The following is a 23,630-nucleotide window of genomic DNA, read 5'->3' as shown; positions in this document are numbered from 1 at the left end:
CCTAAGTGTTTGCTCATTGTCAATAACGAATGCCTGATATCAATAGTTTATCTGAAAGAATTATTTCTGTCAACTCATTGACTTTTGATGAGCTGGCGTTAGAAGTTTTTAGACTCCAATTTCAGCATAATCCAGTGTATCAATCATACGCTCAGGCGTTAGGTAGGAAATTGGATGATGTAAACAACATCAACGACATTCCTTTTTTACCCATTGAATTTTTCAAGACGAAGAACGTAAAAACTGGAGAATGGAACACAGAAAGAGTTTTTGAGAGTAGTGGCACCACTCAGAGCCAGACAAGCAAACATCATGTTTTTAATGAAGCATTTTATCTCCAAAGTTGCTTATCAGGGTTTGAAGAAATGTATGGTCCTGTCGAGGATTTCACCGTATTAGCACTGTTGCCTTCTTATCTAGAACGTGCTAATTCTGGGCTGATTTCAATGGTTAATCATTTCATCACGAAAAGCGGGAAACCGAAATCAGGATTTTTTCTGAACGATATAAAAGCATTGAGAGATACTTTGACTTCGTTGCAAGGTAGCGGAGAAAAGGTGCTATTGATCGGTGTTACATTCGGCTTACTGGACTTTTGCGAAACCTATGAAGTCAATTTTCCTGAACTGATTGTAATGGAAACAGGAGGGATGAAAGGCCGAAGAGAGGAAATGGTTAGGGAAGATGTACATGAGGTTTTAAAAACCTCATTTGGTGTTTCGACTATCCATTCGGAGTACGGTATGACTGAACTTTTCTCTCAGGCTTACTCCCAAAAGAAGGGTATTTTTCGACCTAGCCGTACTATGAAAGTAATCGCCAGAGATTTGAATGATCCTCTGACCTATCCTTTTGCTGGAAGAAATGGTGGTTTGAATATTGTCGATTTGGCCAATTTCAAGACATGTTCTTTTATTGAAACCAAGGATATGGGAGTTGTTTATCAGGATGGTTCGTTCGAGGTAAAAGGCAGAATTGACAATGCCGAACTACGCGGATGTAACCTAATGGTAATTTAAAATATTACTCACTTCGAGTCGTTGGGAGATAGATTGACCTGGGGTAAGATTATTTTGTTTAGGGTTAATTTTTAACTTTGTTGTATAACTACTCATATGAATAAGAAGAAAATCATCATTATAGCGATTGCTGTGGCTTTTTTGGGCATAACATCTTGTGCACAAAAAATCTGTCCGGCCTATGCTAAGGTTGATAAAAAGGAAGAAAAGAAAGAGAAAAAAGAGGGTCAGTTCTAAATTAGACCAAATATTTTTCTACGTCTTCTGCACCGATGCTTTCACCGCACATGATTACCAACCTTTCGGTGACATTCCTGAGTTCTCGAATGTTGCCAGACCAGTCATAGGCCTGTAGTGCCTTAAATCCGTCAGCTGTCACTTCCTTCTTTTTGGTTCCATACTCATGGGCTATGTCATCCAAAAATTTGTCAACCAGAAGTGGTATGTCGTCTTTTCTATCTTTCAGAGGTGGGACTTGAACTAAAATGACACTCAATCTGTGATAAAGATCTTCTCGAAAATTAGTCTCCTCGATTTCTTTCTTTAAGTCTTTATTGGTTGCAGCGAGAACGCGTACGTTTACGTTGATATCCTTATCTCCACCAACGCGTGTGATTTTATGCTCTTGAAGGGCTCGAAGGACTTTCGCCTGAGCAGAAAGGCTCATGTCGCCTATCTCATCTAGAAATAGCGTTCCTTCATTAGCCTGCTCAAATTTACCAATGCGCTGTTTGTGGGCAGAGGTAAAAGCACCCTTCTCATGCCCGAAAAGTTCGCTTTCTATCAATTCTGCTGGAATTGCCGCGCAGTTAACCTCTATAAATGGAGCGCTGGCTCGATTACTTCTTTCGTGTATTCCCCTTGCCACAAGCTCCTTACCACTTCCGTTTGGTCCAGTAATGAGTACCCTAGCATCTGTTGGGCCAACTTTGTCCATCATCTCTTTAACCTCTGATAATGAACCGGATTCACCGATCATCTCATATCGCTTGGATAGCTTCTTCTTGAGGGTTTTGGTTTCGGTCACCAACGAACTCTTGTCTAAAGCGTTTTTAACCGTTAGCAATAATCGGTTCAGGTCTGGTGGCTTGGGTACGAAATCAAAGGCACCCATTTTTGTAGCATCTACCGCGGTTTCAATGGTGCCATGCGCAGAGATCATGATGAACTGAGTGTCTAACCCTGCCATCTGTACCCGTTCTAATAACTCTATGCCATCCATTTTTGGCATTTTAACATCGCATAGAGCAATGTCATACTTGTTGGCGATTAGCTTGTCTAAGCCTTCTTGACCATCCTTTGCTTCGTCAATCGTATATTTTTCATATTCCAGAATTTCTCGAAGCGTGCTTCTTATACTTTGTTCATCATCGATGATCAGAATCTTTGCCATGTTCAATATTTTAATCAATAATAAAAGGTCGTGACATTCTAAACAAATAGTTTGCCACGACCTTTTTAAAAACAAGCCGATAAGCCGGGTTCTGTCATATCTCGACTAATCGAGAAGTTCTTATCATTTATCTAGTCTCTTAATTACTCAAGAGATCAATCTGCCTACCCACTTACATCGAGCGGGAACTCTCAAACGCAAGCTTACATGGCATTTCACCGCATAGAGTTTACCTGATTTCACTACAGCATTACCTGTACATTCTTTCTGTTGCACTTGTCCTTCCCCGACAAGTCGGGGAGACGGCTGTTAGCCGCTATGCTTCCCTTTGGTGCCCGGACTTTCCTCCCCGACAAGTCAGGGCGATAAGTTGGCTTGTGATACAAAGGTATGGTTATTGTTTGAACCAAGGCTGAAGTTGTCCTTGAAAAGTTCATGGTGCACTATCTCTGATTTAAAGAAAATTGAATTTTCTTGATGACTATTTTAAGAGCCGTGGTACTAAGGTTAAAAAGACATAATCGCTATGGAAAAACAATACTACGGTTTAAGTATGGGATTAATCAATCAGGTAAGTGAAATCAAAAATCCGGTTTCAGAGAGTAACTACTTTGTCTATATAATGAAGGACTTAATTAAGGAATTCAACAAAGTTGGAGCAGATTGTATTTTACCCAACGAAAGGCTAAATCAGGTGAGTAACTTTATCAATGAGATGGCAATTGAGGGGTACTTGATTTTTAGCTTTGAGAAGGAAGAATACTTTTCTGACATTATAAAAACAGCAGAGTTAGTTGTCGAAGACTTTGCACGTAAATTGGTAAGAGGTTCGAAGGCCTTTAGAGAAAAAGCAGAACGTAACATTGCCATCGCTAATTTCAGAATGTGTTTTAAGCCTTATTGCATTGAAAAAACTGTTGAGAAAGACTTTCCCAGAGAGAAGGTGGCAGAAGTAGTTTTAGAAGAACTGAAAGAGACAATTAGTAAAGGTAGGGGTATTCCAATGGCTACTAAGCCATCGATCGTGGAGCTTTTGACTAATGAGGACTTCCAGATGAACTGAGATCATATCCCTTCAGCCTCATTTGTACCAAATGAGTATTCGGTATTAGAAATTGGCTGATGTTCTAATTTTTTATACATTTCAGTGGCTGGCAAAGTTCAATCATTTATTCATCCTAATATTTCTAATGATGAAGAAGCTTTTTGCCATTAGCATGGGGTTCATTAATCGAGAACCCAAATCCCCATTTATTCCCAACCCGAACAGCATTTATGTCGAACTGATGAGGAAGTTAGCCTATGAGTTCTTGAACTCTGGAGCGAGAATTTATCTACCATATCCGGTTGAAATGATAGAAACAGAAGAAGAGATATATGATATTCTCGTAAGTAGTGGTTACTGCCTGATGTCATTTGATCAAGACGTGTCGCCAATTCAGGTCATTCGACAAAGTAGATCAATTGTAAGGGGCTATGGATTAAATCTATTTTCTAAACCGGGTAGTACATCTGATGATGAATTAGAGGTTTTTGTAAGGTGCATGAGTCCATACCTGATCCCCTTTACTATTGAAGATGACTTGTCTCAATCAATGGTTTTTGAGAAGGCGCTACAAGGTCTGAATAAAGTTATTAAACAGGGTAGGGAGTTACCAATTGATACACGCATAATCATGGCCAAATTCCTAGAAGAACAACTTCATGCGTATAAGACGCAGATTTAAATAACACTTCAATGAGGGCAAGACTAATTGATTCAGCATAATCAGACAATTTTAATTATTTGACCTCAAGTGTACTAGTCAGTAGTACAGTAAACGTCCTCTGATACCGTCCTTGTTGATCTCCAAGGTAGGGGCTGGCAAACGGATCATGTCGGCCATAAAGAGTAAGATTCTGAGCCATTTCTTATCGGTTTTGATATAGGATAGGTCAAAGTCTATACCGAGGTAATATTGCCTAAAGTTCTCGAAACCCGCAACAGCGTTTTGATTGTCTCTGGCAAAGACCATATTCTGTGCGCCATAGCCAAGTGCTAAATTGAGCCATTTAGGGAAACGACTTTCTTTTGCAAAAGCATGAACATCAAAGGATAACCAATAGGTTTGACCGTTGTAGTCTTTCAGCAACTCTTCTAAAAGACCACTGCCCAGAATTTCGGGCCTTTGACCCGCAAGGCTGGTCTCGTGGAAACTCCATTTAATCTTAATGCGCTGTTCACTCCAGGCTTTTTGTTGTAGGTAGAAAAGTCCTGAACCAGCAGCATTGGCAATCATATCTCCATAGGAAAATCCAAAGTCTGGTGAGAATCCGTCCAGGATTTCTACCGGTAAAAGGAGTAAGGTGCTTAATGCACTGCTCCAAACAATCGCCTTATGATCAGACAACTGAGTCTTTCTTAGGAGTTGGTAGTTGACTCTTGAGAAGTTATATGTGGTAAAAGTATGTCCGAATTTGTCGACTTGCTTCCACTCAGCATTGTCATTAAAGAATTTGAACCTATCAAAGCCTTGTTCTTTATACCAAGCCTGACTTAACACTACCATAGAGGTCGCATATCCGATTCCTCCATAAAGCACTATGTTCTTAAGCCGGTTGTCTGGCAATGTGTCCTGACCAAAAGATGAAAGAGCCTGAGCTAACAAAAAAGTTAGGCACAAAAGCATGGAACGCATGTTGCAAGATAATTAATCTACTAAGCTAATGCCTTTTTATAGGTGTCTATTGCCCTCAGCCTTGCGAATTTATGATCCACTATTGGATCGGGATAGGAATCAGTTCCGTATTCAGGAATCCATTTTTTGATGTATTTTAACTCTCTATCGAATTTCTCAGTTTGAGAGGCAGGATTAAAAACTCTAAAATAGGGTTGGGCATCTGTGCCTGTACCTGCTGCCCATTGCCAGCCACCATTATTCGAAGCTAAGTCAAAATCCAAAAGCTTTTTAGCAAAGTAAGCTTCACCCCAGCGCCAGTCAATAAGTAAGTGTTTTGTCAGAAAACTGGCGACTATCATGCGGACACGGTTGTGCATATATCCCGTTTCATTGAGTTGTCGCATTCCTGCATCTACAATGGGGTAGCCGGTCATTCCATCACACCATTTCTGAAATCCCTCCTCATCTTGTCGCCAGGGTATTTCGTCATATTGTGGCTTAAAGGCTTTTTCTGTTACATGAGGATTGTTTGCCAAAATCATTGCGTAGAAATCTCTCCAGATTAATTCATTAAGAAAAGTGCTATTGAGTTTTCCGGTTTCAAGTGCAAGTTTTCTAATGCTGATCGTACCGAACCTTAGGTGAACACCTAATCTGGAAGTAGCATCTAGGGCAGGGTAGTCACGCTGGTCACTGTATTTTTTTATAACCTCTTTGTCAAGGTCTTTGGTTGGGATTTCAATGGATGATTTTTCAAAACCCATTTCTTTTAATGAAATCACCTGCTCATCGGTTTGTGACCAGTTTTTTTGAGTTAATGCATCACCTTGGAGAATGGGAGGGTTGCTTTGAAATTTGTCTCTCCAAACTCGACTATAGGGGGTAAAGACTTTATAGAAAGTGCCGTTACCTGAGGTGATCTCTTCCTTTTCGAAAATCACATGATCTTTGAAGGGGTAGAAACCTATTCCTCTCGAGCTCAAGAGGGCTTCTACCTCATTATCCCTTTTGATGGCGTAAGGTTCGTAATCTCGATTGGTGAAAACGGATTCAATTTCAAATTCTTTCGAAATTCTTTCGAAAACCTCACGAGGTGTGGAATAAAAGGTTTTAATACCGGAACCTACTGCAACGAGTTGATCGTTCATTTGACTGATCTGATCATGAATGAAACTGACTCGAGCATCGTTTTTTTCCTCCAATCTGTCCAGAATGTTTTTATCAAAGATAAATATTGGAAGTACAGGTGAGTTTTCTTTAAGAGCGTAACTGAGTGCTGTGTTATCGTAAAAGCGAAGGTCTCTTCTAAACCAGAAGATGTTGATTTTTGACATGCTGTTTTAATAACTAAGATGCCCTTTAGAAGTTTCCACTTTCTTCCTCAGAAGTTTCTTTTTTTGGTGTCTCCTTCCGCTTCTTCCTTTTTTTATTCACACCAGAGAAGAATTCCCGAAAACTGTTGAAACTCGTAGTTTGTGTGATACTGGCTCCTGTGGTGTTTGTGGTGGCATTTTGTGTGTTGGCAAGACGGGTTATATCGTAATTGTTTCTGGAATAAACTTTCACCTTATATCTGCCATCATCCGTCAACAGATACTCAGCAGTCCAATCACCGGCAATGCTATTAACATCCACTAGATTTGTAAGTCCCCCTTCACGAGTAATTCTCAGGCGACCGTCCAAGAAGGTATATGAAAGCCTAAGCCTGAAGGTATTGAAGGCATCCTGATCTAGGTCCGCTAAGTCTAAGTCAACTTCGAGGTTTTCGTCCAGTTGAGCAATCAATTGACTGAACTGATTGGATAAGAACTGACTCACATTTTGAGTGGTCGTACGACCACCAATGGTAATACCTCCTTGATCCGAGAATCTGTTGAGTACAATTAAGCTGAGAACTTGTCGATTTAATTCTTGTTCGTCACTAAGCAGTCTGTTTTTGAAAGCGTCAATGGCCACTTGGTTTTCTTGCCCTTGTATTTGACTAAAATCAATATCAAAAGCTATAGTCGGTGATAGCATAGGGCCCTCTAAAGAGAGAAGTACTTTGGTAGGAAACCTTCTATTTACACCGCTGGAGCCACTTTCACTGGTCGGGTCGGCAAACCCTGTCTGCTCAAGAACGGGTTGTAATGAAGTGTTTTGCGAAAATGAGGCATTCAAATCTAAGACTCCGGTATATGGATCACCGTACCAGGTAATGGTACTGGGTTGCTCAATATCAAACTCCTTGGTTATAATGTTATAGAGTGAGAAATTATAGCCTCCTTCCACAATATTCAAGCCTCCCGTCATGGCAAAGTCTCCTTGTGGATCGATTTGAAGCCTCAATTGGCCATTGCCACGACCACGTATAATGTCTCCTGATTTAGGGTCTATAATGATCTCCACATAGGCATCCGGAGTTACACCGATGTCTAGGTCTAGATTTAGTCCTTCAATCTTAATTTTATTTACCTCATCTGATGTTTCTTCAATATTGTCTTCAACAGTGGTCGTATCTGTACGATCAATAAAAGTGATATACTCTGGATTATCAGTTGCATCAGTTCCCTCGCTTATCGGTACAAAGAGCCGAGTCTCTCCTGAGGTCTGCACATTGGCGGCTATCGTTAAGTTGGAGGCCTCACCAATCAGGTCAACAGTGCCCGTAGCATAGGCAGTTCCATAATACAGGTCGCTTAAACTTTCATCAGTATTCAATACCTGAAATTCATCAAGGTCTCCTGAAAGGTTGAGCTTAAAGTTGCTAAAGGAATCGTGAGCAATGGTACCATTGAAATCTGCCTGACTGCCTATGGCATCTACAAAACCTATATCAGTTAACTCAATAAGATCCTTTTTGAATGATACACCTCCATTAAAGTCATACTTGGTGTTGAGGTAATTGATTTTCATTTGAGCGTCTTTCAGGTTTCCAGTGCCATTAATGACGGGGTTTCTTGTTGTTCCTGATACCTTATATTGACCGTTTAGAAAGCCGTCAAGCTCGGTGAAGTACTCTTCAATAAAGGGTTCCGCGATTCGAAGGTTTGCATCATTCAATTGAAGGTTGAGGTTTAACTGATCCGTTTTGTTCGAAGGGAGAAAGTCGCCATTTAAAGTGATAATTTCTTTATTAAGCCGCTCGACTTTGAAGTCTAAGTCAAACTTCTTTTGTAGATCATTCCATTCGAGTCTACCAGCTAAATCACCTACGAGAAAATTATTAATTCTGAGCCCATCTAACTGAACATCCCCAAAGAGCAGGGGGTTGAAATATATGTTTTGAGCGGAGAGTTTTCCCTTTAGTTTCCCTGTATATGTTTTTGAGGTTAGTGGGTTAATATTGGCTACAGAAACATCTTTGAACACAATTCCAAGGGTCTTAGTGCTGTCTTTGGTCACAGCTACTGCACCATCAAAACTGATTGATTGGTCGGTATTGTATATGTTTAAACCCTTGATGTCTATTCTTCTCTCACCGAAAATGACCCGATTTTCATCATTTATTTTCCATTCTTCATTCAATGCCTGGAGTGTCGACTCCTTAAAACGTAAGACCGTACTATCGGGATAAAAATCAATATCAGCACCCAGTTCGGCAAAGTTGCCACTACTGATCTGTTTTACTTTCTGTTCAACATCAATATTAAGCCCATCCCATTTCGCAGTCAATTGGAGAGAGTCAGTTTCAGAAGTATTCGCGTATCGCTGCTTTTCTGAATTCAGATAACCAATGGTAAATACCTTTGATGCATCTCGCAGGTCCTCAGAGTTAACGGCAATTGTGTTATTGTAGAACCAGATATTCGCCCATTTAATGGTGTCTGCATTGGCAGATAGGTTTAAGTTAGTATTCCGCTCATTGGTAAACCTACCTTGAATTTTGGCCTGTTGAGATATGTATAGCGATGTATCAAAGAGTTGAAGAATCGGACTTATATTCTTCAAGTCCATTCTGTAACCAATATTGAACGGTATGGCACTTGTTCTATTTTCTGCTAGAAAAGCATCCACCTCCTGAAGTCGACTGGAAAAAATAAGCCGATACTCTTCATTGATCGTTTCCAGCTCATCTAGTAGGTTGGTGAACTCAAACTGTCCATCAAGTTGAATGTCAAACTGATTTTCAGATATGAATTGTACTCGCCTTCCATCATTGTCACGTTGCGAGACGAATTGTAGAGAATCAAACACTATGGAGCTTTCTTCATAGGCTAAGTAGGTGTCTTTTAAACTTATATCTCCCAAAATACTGTCTAACTGAATGCCCGTCACATCAATATTGAAACGGCTAGCCAAGGCAACATCTTCATTAATTATATTCAGTGTGTTGAGTTGGGCAGTATCAAGTTTCCCTTCGATTTTGAAGATTTGCTTTTTTTCTCTCAAATCAACTGACCCTTTTGCACTAAGTTTAATGTTAGGATCTTCAACTGTGACATCCCCATTAAAGAATGACTGGGCAAATCTACCCTCCGTCTCAATGTTGGTATAATCATAGCCATTAATGCCAACTCTAGGAATTTCAGCATTTAGTTTAAAATCAGCCTCTTCAAGCGTGAAACCGCTTCCTTCGATTCTGCCATCCATATCTACTTTCTGAAAAACACTATCTCCAGTAAATAGCCCAAGATCGAAGCCCTGCATACTTAATCTCCCATCGTATTTGGGTAGTCCTCCATCAGTTGCTTTTATGTTTGTATTAGAATTGAATGAACCGATTTCAGTGTCAAACTGGCCATCCGCTACAAAGTCATTTATGAAGCCAATGAAACTTCCGCTTAGGTTAACCAGCCCAAGCTTATTGGTAATATTATAGGTCCTTTCTCCAATGTATTCCTGAAAGTCATCAGCATCTATGGTAGAGTTATCAAGCGTTACGGAAAAGTCGGTAGTTTCAATGTTGGGTAAACCTTCCAACTCCATTGCTCCTCTGAGAATGGTGTTTTCTCCGAATTCAAGTTGAAAATCATCTGAAAAGAAGTCGCTGACATTTCCTTCGAAGAATCCATCGATTTTGACCAGTTCATTATGCTTCTTGAATTCTGGTACAAAGAAGCTCAATTCATCAGTGTGTAACCTTGCACCATTGAAGTTAGCTCGGACGTCTATACTGTCCACAAAGTAGCCCATATCACTCGGTCGGTTCATTCCGAAGACTACCTCATCCGTAATTCTTGATTTACCCATTTGGAGGTCCAAATCATAGAATGCCATTTCGCGCCAGGAGTTTCTGAAAAACGTTTTTAGCTCATCAATCTTAAAACCAGAAGCACTATCTCTGGCTGTTAAGTATTTGACGTCAATTTGGAAAGTGTCTGCCACAGCCTTTAAGTTGAGCAAGTCGGCATTTAAATCAACTAGTTTGAAGTGATTGTAATCAAACCCTGTTTTGACGCTATCCCGATTTTTATCTGATATACTGAAGGTGGATTCTATTAAGGTAATTTCGTCAATGGTAAAAGCTGCTGGCTCTACAGGCCCATCGGCAGGTTGTGAGGCAAATAATTCACCAAGTTTAATTACCCAATCATCGATATTGAGTCTTAGGCGCGTTTCATCTCTTAGGTTCACCTCTGCACCCTTCACCCATGCCTGACCTGTTTCGAAGTTTTGCTTGCCTATGAGGTCTCCTAGCTTGAAGGTCAAAACCATCTCATCGATGCCAATCATTTTGACATCATTGAGGTCGTAAATTTTTGTGCCGTCTATAGAAACAGCATTAAACCACTTGATATTGATGTAATCAATTTCCGTTTTATAACCAGTACCCTCCGTGAGATATGTAGTAATGCGATTGCTGATGTAATTCTGGACTGGCGGTAGGTGTATCAGTAGCGCTACCAGCGCCAGTAGGATGAAGGGAGTAAGGACAAGCCAAAGAATTGATTTAACAATTCGTTTTTTAATAACTTGCGATCTTTTAATTTTCTCTTTCAATGCCTTCCTCCGAAATCAAAATCTTAGCCATAGAATCCTCTTGTGATGAAACATCTGCGGCTATCGCAGTCAATGGCAAAGTACTTAATAATATAATCGCAACGCAATCGGTACACGAAAATTATGGGGGTGTAGTACCTGAATTGGCAAGCCGCGCACACCAACAGAACATCGTTCCTGTCATAGATGAAGCACTCAAAAATGCTGCCATACCTAAAGAAGATTTATCTGCTATTGCTTTCACTCGCGGTCCAGGCTTAATGGGTGCTTTATTAGTGGGTACTTCTCTCGCTAAATCTATGGCATTGGCACTTGACATTCCATTGATTGAAGTCAATCATATGCAGGCGCATATACTGGCGCATTTCATTGATGATCCTAAGCCTAGTTTTCCATTCCTTTGCCTTACTGTGAGCGGAGGTCATACTCAAATTGTTTTGGTTGAAGATTACCTGAAAATGAGTGTAATCGGAGAGACACAAGATGATGCAGTAGGAGAGGCTTTTGATAAAACAGCTAAGATGCTGGGGCTTGGATATCCTGGAGGGCCAATTGTAGATAAGTTAGCTCAAGCAGGTGATCCCCTTAAATTCAAATTTCCAGAAACTGAGATGCCAGGGTTAAGCTATTCATTCAGTGGTATTAAGACAGCTGTATTATACTTCTTGAGAGATCAGCTTAAACAGAATGAGAACTTCATTCAGGAGAATGTAAATGACATTTGCGCTAGCGTTCAACATACATTGGTTCAAATGCTAATGCAGAAGCTGAGAAAGGCTTCGAGGCAGTATAGGATCAAAGAAATTGCTATAGCAGGTGGTGTTTCTGCCAATAGTGGTTTAAGAAGCGCATTGCATAACCTTGCGGAAAAAGAAGACTGGAAGGTTTATATACCTTCTTTTGAATATTGCACCGATAATGCGGGAATGATTGCCATGGCTGCTCATTTCAAATATTTGAAAGAGGAGTTTGTGGATCAAAGCGTAAGTGCTTTGCCTAGAATGAAATTTTAAATGAAAGGTACTTTTCAGATTGGGGATGTGAGAACTCATCACTTCAAGGTGACGAAAGATCATTTGGCCACTTTTGAAAGTGGTCCCGTTCATCCCGTATGCAGTACCTTCATATTGGCTCGTGAAATGGAATGGTCTAGTAGACTTTTTTTATTGGACATGTGTGAAGCTGATGAGGAAGGCGTTGGCACCATGCTTCAAATCGAACATAAGTCGCCAGCCTTTGTAGGCGAAGAATTGAATTTAGAGGCTCGGGTGATGTCCTTTGCAAAGAATGAATTGATCTGTGGGATAGAGGTCAAGGTTGGAGAGAGGTTAGTGGCTACTGGCAAGACTGGTCAGAAAATTATGTCCAAGGACAAGATCACTCAAATTTTCACTAGTTTAGAAAGATAGATGGCAAAGGATAAGCAGCGGTTTGCAAAGACTGTAAATATTAAGAATAGAAAGGCCAGTTACGAGTTTGAGTTTCTGGATAAATATGTTGCAGGAATGCAGTTAATGGGTACTGAGATTAAATCGATTCGTGAAAGCTTGGTAAACTTGCAAGATGCATTTTGCTACTTTCAAGGAGAGGAGCTCTTTGTAAAGCAATTGCATATAGCGCCTTATGCTCAGGGAACTCATTACAATCATGAGAGTGATCGTGAAAGGAAACTCTTATTAAATAAGAGAGAGCTGAGTAAGCTTAGAGAAAAGTCTAAAGAAAAGGGTTTATCGATCATCCCAACTAGGCTTTTCATTACCGATCGTGGATTCGCGAAGCTTGAAATTATATTGGGTAGAGGAAAGAAACTCCACGATAAACGAGATTCCATCAAAGAGAAGGACTTAAAAAGAGATTTAGAAAGAATCAATTATTAGTCAATGCAAATAGGAAGTCATGGTGTGGTAAGACTGAGTATTGTTCCTGTAAGGGAAGAACCCTCAGATGCTTCAGAGATGATTTCTCAATTGCTCTTTGGTGAACATTATACAGTGCTTGAAGTATCGGAAAATAATGCCTGGATTAAAATCGAGAATGCCTTCGATAATTACCAAGGTTGGATTGACCTGAAACAACATCATCCAATTTCTCCCGAATATTTCGAACAAATTGAAGGCAGTGAATACAAGATTTGTACTGAACTGACCAGTAAGATTTTATTTGATCATCAGGTGAGCTATATCACTTGTGGTGCTATTCTTCCTTTACTGAATAACCCCATTTTTAAAGAAGAAGGTAATGTAGTGTTTAATGGCAATGCCAAGAGTGTACATCAGAAAGTGAGTGTATCTACCCTGATCAATACCGCAAAGATGTATCAAAACACACCTTATTTATGGGGAGGTAGATCACCTTTTGGAATTGACTGTTCTGGATTTACCCAAGTTGTCTTTAGAATGTCTGGCTATCGACTCCCACGAGATTCCTCCCAACAGATTATGAAAGGGGAGGAGGTTGAGTTTGATGAACATGAACCGGGTGATTTAGCATTCTTTACCAATAAGGAAGGTAAAATGAATCATGTAGGGATACTCTTAGGAGAGGGAGAAGTCATTCATGCCTCTGGAAAGGTGAGGATTGACCAAATTGATGAGAAGGGGATCTTCAATCAAGAACAAAATCATTATACACATCATTTATTTAAAGTTAAGCGAGTGTTAAAGTAGTTCATGAGACGCGTTCTGGTTTTAAATCAAGATTATAGCCCACTATCCGTTTGTTCGGCAGAAAGGGCATTTCTTTTGATTTACCTCGACAAAGCAGAGCTCGTTCATGAAGACCCGAAACTAAGAATGAGGTCGGTAGGCTCTAGTTATCCAACCCCCTCGGTAATAAGGCTCCAGAAATACATTTTCATTCCTTTCAAAAGTGTGATGCTTTCCAGACAGAATGTATTCAAGAGGGATGCTCATCAATGCTTGTATTGTGGAAGCGATAAAGACTTAACCCTCGATCATGTAGTGCCCAAGTCGAGAGGAGGAGGTTCCAATTGGACAAACCTGGCTACTGCCTGCAAGCGCTGTAATTCTATCAAAGGGGACAAAACCCCAGAAGAAGCTGAAATGCCACTTTCACAGAAGCCTTTTAAGCCTTCATACATCATGTTTGTGAGAAACTTCAGTGGCTTTACTTCTGATGACTGGCTGCAGTATCTGAGTTTGAATTAGCTCACCCAAAGAGATAATTCGCAATGATACTTCCATCCGGAAGAGGGTTCCCACAAGTAGATATTAACACTTGCACCAGAACTGCCATGGACAAATACCAAGGCCTTAGAATGAGATTCTAAGAAAATGGGATAGCCAAGACTTATATTTCTTATGTAGTCATTTTTATTCAAGCCTTTTTTTAGTTCTCTTACTAGCTTTTTAGGCCATTTTCCAGATTTTAAATCTTTTGGTTGTAAAGATTTCAGTCTTGTGACTGATTCATCGCTTAGTTGAAAGTCTATAGCATCCAATGTTCTCTCCAAACCAATACAGCTGAAGGTTTTTGATTTTAATTCGTTGACTATAATTGGCTCCTCAAGCCAGAAAAAATCACTTTGCCGAGTATTTAATCTGATTTGGCCACCTTCTATTCTGTTGAATATGTACTCAATGAGTTTGTTTTCTCTATCTATTGAACCAGTGGACTGAGCTTGAAGAGGGCTTACAGAGTTGTAAATAAGCATAACTATAATGCTAGCAACCTGAATCGCCTTTCGCTTTGTTAGAGTTTTTTCTTTCAGCTTCATTCGCATCTCGGATATCATATTTTTTTGAATTATGCAGGCTCTGGTAGGCCGTTGTTTCGTGTAAACCACCCCAGCTCAATTTACGATAATAACTCATATCCTGTTTATGATCATCCCAAACCGACAACGAGTATGCCATTGCATCTACATAGTCGGATATAAACTCATGTTGAGTCATAACTATGTCCAATTTTTTTGGTTGGAGGGAGTTGTATAAATCCTGTAGAGCTTGGTTAGTTCCTGGGTCTTCGCTTCCATTATAAATTGAGAAGCTCAAGTATCCGTGCATAGCCTCGTGTAAGATTGTGCTTGCAAGCCCTAGGCTGGTCGAATTTTTTAAGCGCTCTTCATCAAGAGTGATCATAAAATTGGTTTTACTAATCCGATTGGTGTTTGCATTGAGGTCATTACCTTGATTGTCTTTTCCAGCATCTCCTACTTGAAAAGATAGATTGTACGTACCTGAGTCATTAAAGAAATTGAGTATATCAGCTGATATATGGCCAATTTTTTGATTTTTTTCTGGGTGCGTATCGTTTTTTAAAGCTGCTGACCAATTTAGGGGGTCACCCTTAGAAGCAAGGTCGAGAATGATTTGCTCACTGCATGGAAGTAATGACAAACTGCTGTCGAGGATTAAGCCATCAGGAAGTAAAATTGGGATTTCACCTTCTTCTTCACATTCGTTACTACTACCTGCCACTTCAGTATGATTCGAATAGGTATAGTAGCAAGTACGCGTGTAAACAGGAGTTCTTTCATAGCTTGATATATCACACCCTTCCGGTGTACAATTAAGAGTATAAAATACTTCTTCGTGCATACTCAGTTCGCAAACCTTGACTAATGAACTGCTAGTACCGGTATTACCGCCAGGTGCGGTTGACCCTCCCCCTCCATCAATCATCTCTTCGAAAGGACATTCCTCGGAAAAAAGCACAGCTGTCGGGTCAGATGGATCAGGAGCGGCAGAAGATGAATTATTATTACTTGATTTAGTCAGAATCAATTTGGTGACTGACCCAGAGAAGTCAGACATTGACCTGGTTTTTAGGTATTCAGGAATGAATTCTTCATCCATGACGTATCTCATGACAAATGGCTCAAATACTTCTCCCTGCTCATTATACTTCAGAATTAGATTATAGAATGTGAATGGAGAGGCGGACAGGTTCTCTATTTGAATCGAGTATGTCTCCCTTCCTAAGGAGTCTGCTGTTCTCAGTATTCTGTCAAGATCAATATCAAGGGTGATATTTTGGCCTCCATCGTTAACCGAAAAACGCTTTTGGTCATTTCCCAGATTTAGTTGATTGAAAAGGTCATCGACAATATGCGGTATGTCTTGTGAAGAAACGATCTCCCTTCTTACTTCTTGTTTGACTGGAAGTTCAGAGTCTTCGTCCTGCTGACAGGCCAAGCATAGAGAGATACTAAATAGTATTAAAAGATATGATTTCTTGAATTTCATTTGAATAGATTTTTACAAATATGTTAATAAATATTTTTAAAATTATATTTTTCTTTAAAATTCGAAATTCTTCTGTTTATATGTCTCAACAGATTGTGCAGTAGATCATAGCATTACTTTAATGTTGCTTGAATAAAAAATAAATTCTTACCTTTGCAGTCCGTTTCGACCGAGGCGGCTTTTTGCAACAAGTGTGAAGAGTTTTTAGAACCAAAAATTCCCCAATATGTGCCCTGCATATTGAAGGAAGTAATCACAGGGCAATATTATCATGTCAGAAGAAAAAAAAGCACCTGAAGCAGTAGAGGAAACTGTAGTTGCTCAGGAAACTCAAGAGGCACCAGCCGTTGAGGAAAAAGTAGAGGCAACTGAAGTTGCTGAAGAGACTCCAGTAGTAGAAGAGAAACCAAAAGCTAAGAAAGCACCAGCTAAAAAAGCTGCTAAGAAAGAAGCTGAACCCGCTCAAGAAGAATTTGATTGGGAGGCTTTTGAAACTAAAGGTTTTGGAGAAGGCTACTCTAGCAAGGAGAGAGAAGATTTAGAGGCGCTATATGGCGATACTTTAAATACGATCGAGGAGAAGAAAGTGATCCATGGTACTGTAGTATCGATCACGCCAAGAGATATTGTGCTAAACATCGGCTACAAGTCAGATGGTTTGGTAAGTTCTTCAGAATTCAGAGATACACCTGATTTAAAAATCGGTGATCAGATTGAAGTATACATTGAAGAGCAAGAAAACGCACAAGGACAACTAGTGCTTTCTAGAAGAAAGGCGAAGATTGTACGTGCATGGGAATTGATCCAAGATGCTAGCGAAAATGATAAGGTAATCGAAGGCTTCGTAAAAAGAAGAACTAAAGGTGGTCTTATTGTTGACGTTTACGGTGTTGAATCATTCTTGCCAGGTTCACAAATTGATGTGAAGCCAATCAGAGACTTTGATGTTTTTGTAGGTAAGAAAATGGAAGTGAAAGTTGTGAAAATCAACTACACTAACGACAACGTAGTAGTATCTCATAAAGTACTAATCGAGAAAGATCTTGAGAAGCAAAAAGCACTTATCCTTGAGAACCTTGAGAAAGGTCAAGTATTGGAGGGTGTTATCAAGAACATGACCAACTTCGGTGTATTCATCGATCTAGGTGGTGTTGATGGTCTATTGCACATCACTGATATCTCTTGGGGTAGAATCAATGACCCAGCTGAGGTATTGAACCTTGATGAGAAAGTGAATGTAGTAGTACTTGACTTCGATGATGACAAGAGAAGAATTTCTCTTGGTATGAAGCAATTGACTGAGCACCCTTGGGATCAGTTAGATGCTGCTATCGAAGTAGGTTCTAAAGTGAAAGGTTCTATCGTGAATGTTGCTGATTATGGTGCGTTCCTTGAGCTTAATGCTGGCGTTGAAGGTTTGATCCACGTTTCTGAAATGTCTTGGTCTCAGCACTTGAGAAACCCACAAGACTTCATCAGTGTTGGAGATGAGCTTGAAGCAGTTGTATTGACACTTGACAGAGACGAAAGAAAAATGTCTCTAGGTATTAAGCAATTGACTGAAGATCCTTGGACTAAGCAAGATGTATTGACTAAGTACGGTGTTGGTACTAACCACACAGGTATCGTAAGAAACCTAACCAACTTCGGTTTATTCATTGAGCTAGAAGAAGGTATCGATGGTTTAGTACACGTTTCTGATCTTTCTTGGACTAAGAAAATCAAACATCCATCTGAATTTGTAAAAGTTGGAGATGAGCTTGAAGTACAGGTACTTGAGCTTGATATTGATAACAAGCGTTTGGCACTAGGTCATAAGCAGTTGGAAGAGAATCCATGGGATACTTTCGAAACTGTATTCACTCCAGGTTCTGCTCACAAGACAACGGTAATTTCTAAAAATGACAAAGGTGCTTCTCTAGAATTGCCTTACGGACTTGAAGGAATTGCTACGAACAAGAACTTGAAGAAAGAAGATGGTTCTAATGTAGAAGTAGGTGAGACTTTAGATTTCGTTGTAGTTGAATTCTCTAAGGATGACAAGCGAATTGTAATGTCACATACTTATACGCATACTGCTCCTGAAAAACCTGCGGCTCCTGTTAGAAAGGCCAAGTCAGGTGGTTCTGCTAAAGCAAAAGCGAAACTGAAGAACAATGATGCTGAAGTTTCTACTTTAGGAGATCTTGATGCACTTTCTGCATTGAAAGCTGAGATGGAAGATAACACCAAGAAGGCTAACGAGAAGAAAGCTGCTGACAAGAAGAAAGCAGACGCGAAAGCAACTAAAGCTAAGAAAGAAGAAGCTCCTAAGGCTGAGGCTCCAGAAGCTGACGCTGCTGAAGAAGCAACTGAAGAGTAAGGTTTAATAAATGACAAAAAGCATCCTGTGAAAACGGGATGCTTTTTTATTACTTAATCGTTCAAAACTTGGTGCAGCTAACGATTATTGATAAATTTGCGCACTGAATAACTGGCGCTGTGGCCGAGTGGTCCCGATACATCGGGAAGCACTGCAAAAGGTGGTACTCACCTGAATTGCACAAAGAAAAACGAAAAGCCACATCGTTAAAATAATGGCGCTGTGGCCGAGTGGCTAGGCAGAGCTCTGCAAAAGCTCGTACAGCGGTTCGAATCCGCTCAGCGCCTCTCCAAAGCCCCACCCCGAAACTTCGGAGTTGGGGCTTTTTTCATTAAAGTACTTTTAAGCCTTTAGGTTCTAAGGTATTAATCCTCAAACCCCTAGTTTTTCCTGAAAAACTGACTAGAAAATGGCAACAAATTCTTGTGAATTTGGTTGGTCTATTTTCCCTTCTCAAAATGGTTGCGTTAGGTTGTTGTAATTCCACTATTTATAATGATTCTAAATAAATATTGATGAATTAATCTGTGTGTAAATAATTGATTTACAGATTTTTGAGACTTCTTTTTATGTCTATTTAGACCCTAAAATGGGCTTGCGTTTTAGTTTGAAATACGGGCTTCCGATACTACCTTTGCCGCTACATTTTCAGTATTGAGTTAATCTGTGATTAAAAATACATTTTACATGGTAGCGAAAACAACCATTGTCCGATTTGCGACAGCATGCCTCTTTGTATGCTGTTTTCTTTTTTCTGGGGGTGATCTATTTGCCCAAAGAGATGCAGTTCCAACTGATGAAGCCATCATCAATATCGGAGCCGGACTATTCGAAGAATATGCTTGTAACACTTGCCATAATGTGGTGGGTAAGAAAGTAGGTCCTGCTTTAGCTGGTGTCTATGACAGAAGAGAATTAGAATGGATCTATTCATGGGTGAAGAATTCGACACTATTGATAGAAAGTGGTGACGATCAGGCAGTAGCGCTCTTTAATGAGTACAACAAGCTTCAGATGGCGGCTTACGATCTGACCAACGATCAAATCTTGTCAATTCTCGCTTATGTTAGAAATGTAGAAGAGAATCCGGTTGAGGTTGTTGACCCAGCCGCAGGTGGAGAAGGCGCAGTTGCACAAGAAGGTGGTGTACCGGCAGAGTATCTCAACGTAATGGTCGGAGTGCTCGTTTTTGTACTTCTGGTCATTCTGATTGTACTTGGACTGATCATTAGCGTACTGAGAAGAATCGCTGCTGAGAAGAAAGATATTTCTGAAGATGACGAAGAGGTTATTAACGAAAAGTTCAGTCTATCTGCCTTCGTAAAAAGTCCTGCGGTTATCGGTATTATCACTTTCCTGGTGATTGCCTTAGCCGCGAAAAACGTAATTGACGGACTCTATACGGTAGGTGTTCAGCAGGGTTATGCTCCTGAGCAGCCAATCGCTTTTTCACATAAACTTCACGCAGGCGAATATGAAATCGCTTGTCAGTATTGCCACACAGGAGTAGAGATTGGTAAGTCTGCCAACATTCCTTCGGTAAACATCTGTATGAACTGTCACAACTACTTGAAGACAGATTCGCCTGAAATTCAAAAACTTTATGCTGCTCAAGAATCTGGGCAACCAATTGAGTGGGTTAGAATTCACAACCTGCCAGATTTAGCCTATTTCAATCACTCACAGCACGTGAAGGTGGGAGAGATAGAGTGTCAAACTTGTCACGGAGAAATTCAGGAAATGGAAGTCGTAAAACAACATGCTCCTTTAACAATGGGCTGGTGTATCGACTGTCATAGAAATACTGATATTAATTCTCAGGGCAATGGTTACTACGACAAGCTTGTAGAACTACATAATAAGAGTTCGAAGACGCCAATGAAAGTGGCGGACATCGGTGGTTTGGAATGTGCTAAGTGCCACTATTAATTGAATACACGATTTCTGATTGATATACAATGAAAGAAAATCAAAAAACATACTGGAAAGGAATTGAGCAGTTAACGAACGATTCTGAGTTTGTTAAGAAGAACGAAGGTGAATTTCCAGAGTATCTTCCTGTAAGTGATCAGGACGGTAATAGTAATAGAAGGGATTTCTTAAAGCTAATGGGTTTCGGTATCGCTGCTGCTTCTTTAGCTGCATGTGAGGCTCCCGTTAGAAAAGCTATTCCTTATCTGAACAAGCCGGTGGATGTAGATCCATCTGTACCTAACTATTATGCTTCTACTTATGTCAATGGTGGTGATGCAGTAAGCATTGTCGTTAAGACTAGAGAAGGCAGGCCAATCAAAATTGAGGGTAACAAATACAGCTCAATTGGTCAGGGTGGTACGAATGCTCAAGTTGAGGCTTCTGTGCTTTCACTTTATGATAAGGAGCGTCTTGCTGGTCCTACCAAAGATGGAGCAGATGCTGACTGGGAGACTGTCGATAGAGAAATCACTGCTCAGTTAAATGATATTGCTTCTAAAGGAGGTCAAATCAGAATTGTAAGTCAGTCTGTTCTAAGTCCGACTACAAAAAGAGCAGTAGGAGAATTTGTTGCTAAGTTCCCGACCGCACAGCATGTTACTTATGACGCTGCTTCGGCATACGGAATTTCTGAAGCACATAGAAGATCTTTCGGTGAAGCGATGGTTCCTTCTTATGATTTCAGCAAAGCACATACAATAGTAAGTGTTGGAGCTGATTTCTTAGGTACATGGATTTCTCCAATCGAGTTTACCAAGCAGTACAGTAAGACTAGAAAAATTAACGAGCATCACAGAGAGATGTCTCGTCACTATCAGTTCGAATCAAACTTGTCTTTGACAGGTTCGAATGCTGATTATAGAACACCGATCAAACCTTCTCAAGTTGGACCTTTGGTCGCAGCCATGTATAATGGTATTGCTGCAAAAGCAGGTCAGGCTAGTGTAAGTGGCGGAGCAGCTGTTGATCATGCTGCTGAAGCCATTAATGAGCTTTGGGCAAATAGAGGCAAGTCACTTGTGGTTTGCGGTTCTAATGACCCAATGGTTCAGGTGTTGATCAATGGTATCAACAATATGTTGGGTAACTATGGTACTACCATCGATGCGAATGCACCGGTTTACTACCGTCAAGGTAATGATCAGGCCATGAGTAACCTAGTGAAAGAAATGAATGGCGGATCTGTTTCTGCGGTCATTTTCTTCAACTGTAACCCAGCTTATGACTCTGCTGAAGCAGCCGCTCTAAGTGCAGCCATGTCTAAGGTTGGTTTGACAATTTCTACTTCTGATAGAATGGATGAAACTGCTTCTGCTGTGAAGTATGTTGCGCCTGATCACCACTACCTAGAGCAGTGGAACGATGCAGAATTGAGAGAAGGACATTACAGTTTGGTACAGCCAACAATCTCTCCAATTTTCAAAACAAGACAAGCGCCAGAGTCATTCTTGAAATGGGCTGGACAGGACGTAGAGTACTATACTTACCTACAGAATAACTGGAGAGAAAACTTCTTTGGTAAGCAAACAGATACTTCAAGCTTCCAAACTTTCTGGGATAAAGCACTATATGATGGTGTATTCGAGACTGGTGGTAGCAATAGAAACTTGAGCTACGATGCAGCGGCAGCGAATGCAGCGGCTACGAGCATTGCTCAGAATTATAAGGTAGGTGGAAACGGTTTTGAGCTTTCACTTTATCAAAAAATTGGATTAGGTGACGGTTCTCAGGCCAATAACCCTTGGCTTCAGGAAATGTCTGATCCAATCACAAAAGCGACTTGGGATAACTACTTGACCATGTCGATTGCTGATGCCAATGAAATGGGTATCACCTTGAAAGAAGGTGAGACGCAATTGGTTGATTTGACGGTTGGTGGAACTACAGTGAAAGTTCCTGTGCTCGTTCAACCTGGTCAAGCCATTGGTACACTAGGTATGGCTGTGGGTTATGGAAGAACAAAAGCTGGTAGAGTAGCTGATGGTCTTGGTGTTAATGCATACCCAATGATGACAAAGCTCAATGGAGCCAATGTCATGGATGTATTTGCAGGTGTAAGTGTTACAGCGACTGGCGAAAGTTATAGAATAGCGCAAACGCAGACTCACCAGACTTACATGGGTCGTGAGAACGTAATCCAGGAAGCTACGCTTTCAGAATACAAAGAAGATGCAGGTGCCGGAAGATGGCATCCAAAAATTTATAAAGAAGGTAAGTATATCAAACCTTCGAAAATCACCTTGTGGAAAGGTCACGAGTACTCTAACCACCACTGGGCGATGACCATCGATATGAACTCTTGTACTGGATGTTCGGCTTGTACCGTAGCATGTCAGGCAGAAAACAATATTCCTGTTGTAGGTAAAGAGGAAGTATTGAATAGAAGAGAAATGGCATGGATTAGAATTGACAGATACTACTCTGCAGCTAATCCTGCAGGAAGTAAGAAGGAGCTGGAAAATGCAGCTGAAAATCCTGAGGTTACTTTCCAGCCAATGATGTGTCAGCATTGTAATAATGCACCTTGTGAAACTGTATGTCCAGTTGCTGCGACTACTCACAGTTCAGAGGGATTGAATCAGATGACTTATAACAGATGTATTGGTACGAGATACTGTGCTAACAACTGTCCTTACAAAGTAAGAAGGTTCAACTGGTTCAAATACCACGATAATACTCAGTTCGATATGAACTCTTCAATGAACAACGATTTGGGTAAAATGGTATTGAACCCTGACGTGACTGTTCGTGCAAGAGGTGTAATGGAAAAATGTACGATGTGCGTGCAGCGTATCCAAGCTGGTAAATTGACTGCAAAACGCGAAGGAAGAAGACCGGTTGATGGCGAAATCAGCATCGCTTGTGCTTCAGCTTGTCCGTCTGATGCAATCACATTTGGAGATTTGAATGATAAGAATTCTAAAATCTCTCAAATGCTGCAGATTGAGGATAAGAAGGATGGCGAAGGAGCTACCGAGCGCGTGGTCAATGAAGAGCGTGCTTATCATGTGTTGGAAGAGATTAATGTCAACCCTAACGTGTGGTATATGACCAAGATCAGAAACAAACAAAAAACTGAAGCTTAATTTTTAA

General features: G+C 40.4%; 18 protein-coding genes, 1 tRNA gene and 1 other RNA gene. 13 read left to right on the top strand and 7 right to left on the bottom strand.

Features of this window, described 5'->3' with window-relative positions; all coding sequences use genetic code 11:
* The first annotated feature begins 29 nt into the window (after positions 1 to 29).
* Together BFP97_RS09560 and BFP97_RS20725 are read left to right on the top strand one after the other, a co-directional pair.
* Positions 30 to 1,019, top strand: a complete 990-nt coding sequence (locus tag BFP97_RS09560) for an acyl transferase (protein WP_069842200.1) — start codon at positions 30 to 32, stop codon at positions 1,017 to 1,019.
* Between the two features lie 96 nt (positions 1,020 to 1,115).
* Positions 1,116 to 1,256 carry a hypothetical protein gene (locus tag BFP97_RS20725; RefSeq protein WP_170827444.1) on the top strand — a complete coding sequence of 47 codons (141 nt, stop codon included), beginning with the start codon at positions 1,116 to 1,118 and terminating at the stop codon, positions 1,254 to 1,256.
* A 1-nt stretch (position 1,257) separates the two neighbouring features.
* Here the strand turns inward: BFP97_RS20725 and BFP97_RS09555 are convergent, their stop codons facing one another.
* Positions 1,258 to 2,412, bottom strand: coding sequence for a sigma-54-dependent transcriptional regulator (locus tag BFP97_RS09555; RefSeq protein WP_069842199.1), 1,155 nt, complete (start codon positions 2,410 to 2,412; stop codon positions 1,258 to 1,260).
* Between the two features lie 64 nt (positions 2,413 to 2,476).
* An RNA gene (gene rnpB / locus BFP97_RS09550) (RNase P RNA component class A) lies at positions 2,477 to 2,794 on the bottom strand.
* Between the two features lie 144 nt (positions 2,795 to 2,938).
* On the opposite strand from rnpB, the gene BFP97_RS09545 reads away from it, so the two are divergent.
* The gene (locus tag BFP97_RS09545; RefSeq protein WP_139135252.1) at positions 2,939 to 3,475 is read left to right on the top strand and encodes a hypothetical protein; all 537 of its coding nucleotides are present in this window, start codon (positions 2,939 to 2,941) and stop codon (positions 3,473 to 3,475) included.
* Positions 3,476 to 3,602: 127 nt separating this feature from the next.
* Complete coding sequence (locus BFP97_RS09540; protein WP_139135251.1) at positions 3,603 to 4,139, top strand: hypothetical protein; 537 nt, start codon at positions 3,603 to 3,605, stop codon at positions 4,137 to 4,139.
* 78 nt (positions 4,140 to 4,217) lie between these two features.
* On the opposite strand, the gene BFP97_RS09535 is transcribed toward BFP97_RS09540, so the two are convergent.
* The 3 genes from BFP97_RS09535 to BFP97_RS09525 are packed head-to-tail and all read right to left on the bottom strand — an operon-like array spanning position 4,218 to position 10,994.
* Positions 4,218 to 5,060, bottom strand: coding sequence for a DUF2279 domain-containing protein (locus BFP97_RS09535; RefSeq protein WP_170827443.1), 843 nt, complete (start codon positions 5,058 to 5,060; stop codon positions 4,218 to 4,220).
* A 50-nt stretch (positions 5,061 to 5,110) separates the two neighbouring features.
* Positions 5,111 to 6,406, bottom strand: a complete 1,296-nt coding sequence (locus tag BFP97_RS09530; RefSeq protein ID WP_069842195.1) for a cryptochrome/photolyase family protein — start codon at positions 6,404 to 6,406, stop codon at positions 5,111 to 5,113.
* Between the two features lie 25 nt (positions 6,407 to 6,431).
* A complete protein-coding gene (locus tag BFP97_RS09525; protein ID WP_069842194.1) occupies positions 6,432 to 10,994 on the bottom strand; it encodes a translocation/assembly module TamB domain-containing protein in 4,563 nt (1,520 codons plus the stop codon).
* Here BFP97_RS09525 and tsaD point away from each other — a divergent pair.
* Genes tsaD through BFP97_RS09500 form a run of 5 tightly spaced genes read left to right on the top strand, consistent with a single transcriptional unit; the run spans position 10,994 to position 14,161 of the window.
* A complete protein-coding gene (gene tsaD, locus BFP97_RS09520; RefSeq protein ID WP_069842193.1) occupies positions 10,994 to 12,007 on the top strand; it encodes a tRNA (adenosine(37)-N6)-threonylcarbamoyltransferase complex transferase subunit TsaD in 1,014 nt (337 codons plus the stop codon). The genes BFP97_RS09525 and tsaD overlap by 1 nt on opposite strands.
* On the top strand, positions 12,008 to 12,403 hold the full coding sequence (locus BFP97_RS09515; protein ID WP_069842192.1) for a thioesterase family protein: 396 nt from the start codon (positions 12,008 to 12,010) through the stop codon (positions 12,401 to 12,403).
* Entirely contained in the window at positions 12,404 to 12,871 is a 468-nt protein-coding gene (gene smpB / locus BFP97_RS09510) for an SsrA-binding protein SmpB (protein WP_069842191.1), read from the top strand.
* Between the two features lie 3 nt (positions 12,872 to 12,874).
* Positions 12,875 to 13,660 carry a C40 family peptidase gene (locus tag BFP97_RS09505; protein ID WP_069842190.1) on the top strand — a complete coding sequence of 262 codons (786 nt, stop codon included), beginning with the start codon at positions 12,875 to 12,877 and terminating at the stop codon, positions 13,658 to 13,660.
* Between the two features lie 3 nt (positions 13,661 to 13,663).
* Positions 13,664 to 14,161, top strand: a complete 498-nt coding sequence (locus BFP97_RS09500; RefSeq protein ID WP_069842189.1) for an HNH endonuclease — start codon at positions 13,664 to 13,666, stop codon at positions 14,159 to 14,161.
* Here the strand turns inward: BFP97_RS09500 and BFP97_RS09495 are convergent.
* Both BFP97_RS09495 and BFP97_RS09490 read right to left on the bottom strand, forming a co-directional pair.
* Positions 14,158 to 14,667 carry a hypothetical protein gene (locus tag BFP97_RS09495; RefSeq protein ID WP_139135250.1) on the bottom strand — a complete coding sequence of 170 codons (510 nt, stop codon included), beginning with the start codon at positions 14,665 to 14,667 and terminating at the stop codon, positions 14,158 to 14,160. The two genes, BFP97_RS09500 and BFP97_RS09495, sit on opposite strands and share 4 nt — an antisense overlap.
* Before the next feature lie 10 nt (positions 14,668 to 14,677).
* Positions 14,678 to 16,201: a hypothetical protein gene (locus BFP97_RS09490; RefSeq protein WP_069842187.1), complete on the bottom strand. Its 1,524-nt coding sequence runs from the start codon at positions 16,199 to 16,201 to the stop codon at positions 14,678 to 14,680.
* 271 nt (positions 16,202 to 16,472) lie between these two features.
* Between BFP97_RS09490 and rpsA the strand changes: the two genes are divergently transcribed.
* The 4 genes from rpsA to BFP97_RS09470 all read left to right on the top strand — a co-directional run bounded on the left by rpsA (position 16,473) and on the right by BFP97_RS09470 (position 23,623).
* Positions 16,473 to 18,563 carry a 30S ribosomal protein S1 gene (rpsA, locus tag BFP97_RS09485; protein ID WP_069842186.1) on the top strand — a complete coding sequence of 697 codons (2,091 nt, stop codon included), beginning with the start codon at positions 16,473 to 16,475 and terminating at the stop codon, positions 18,561 to 18,563.
* 216 nt (positions 18,564 to 18,779) lie between these two features.
* Positions 18,780 to 18,850: transfer RNA gene (locus BFP97_RS09480), tRNA-Cys, on the top strand.
* A 400-nt stretch (positions 18,851 to 19,250) separates the two neighbouring features.
* A complete protein-coding gene (locus BFP97_RS09475; protein ID WP_069842185.1) occupies positions 19,251 to 20,492 on the top strand; it encodes a cytochrome c3 family protein in 1,242 nt (413 codons plus the stop codon).
* Between the two features lie 29 nt (positions 20,493 to 20,521).
* Positions 20,522 to 23,623, top strand: coding sequence for a TAT-variant-translocated molybdopterin oxidoreductase (locus BFP97_RS09470; protein ID WP_069842184.1), 3,102 nt, complete (start codon positions 20,522 to 20,524; stop codon positions 23,621 to 23,623).
* The last annotated feature ends 7 nt before the right edge of the window (positions 23,624 to 23,630 follow it).

The sequence above is a fragment of the Roseivirga sp. 4D4 genome (genome assembly GCF_001747095.1).
Taxonomy (GTDB): Bacteria; Bacteroidota; Bacteroidia; order Cytophagales; family Cyclobacteriaceae; genus Roseivirga.
Note: the sequence above shows the minus strand (reverse complement) of the source record. Positions and strands in the feature narration are given on the sequence as shown.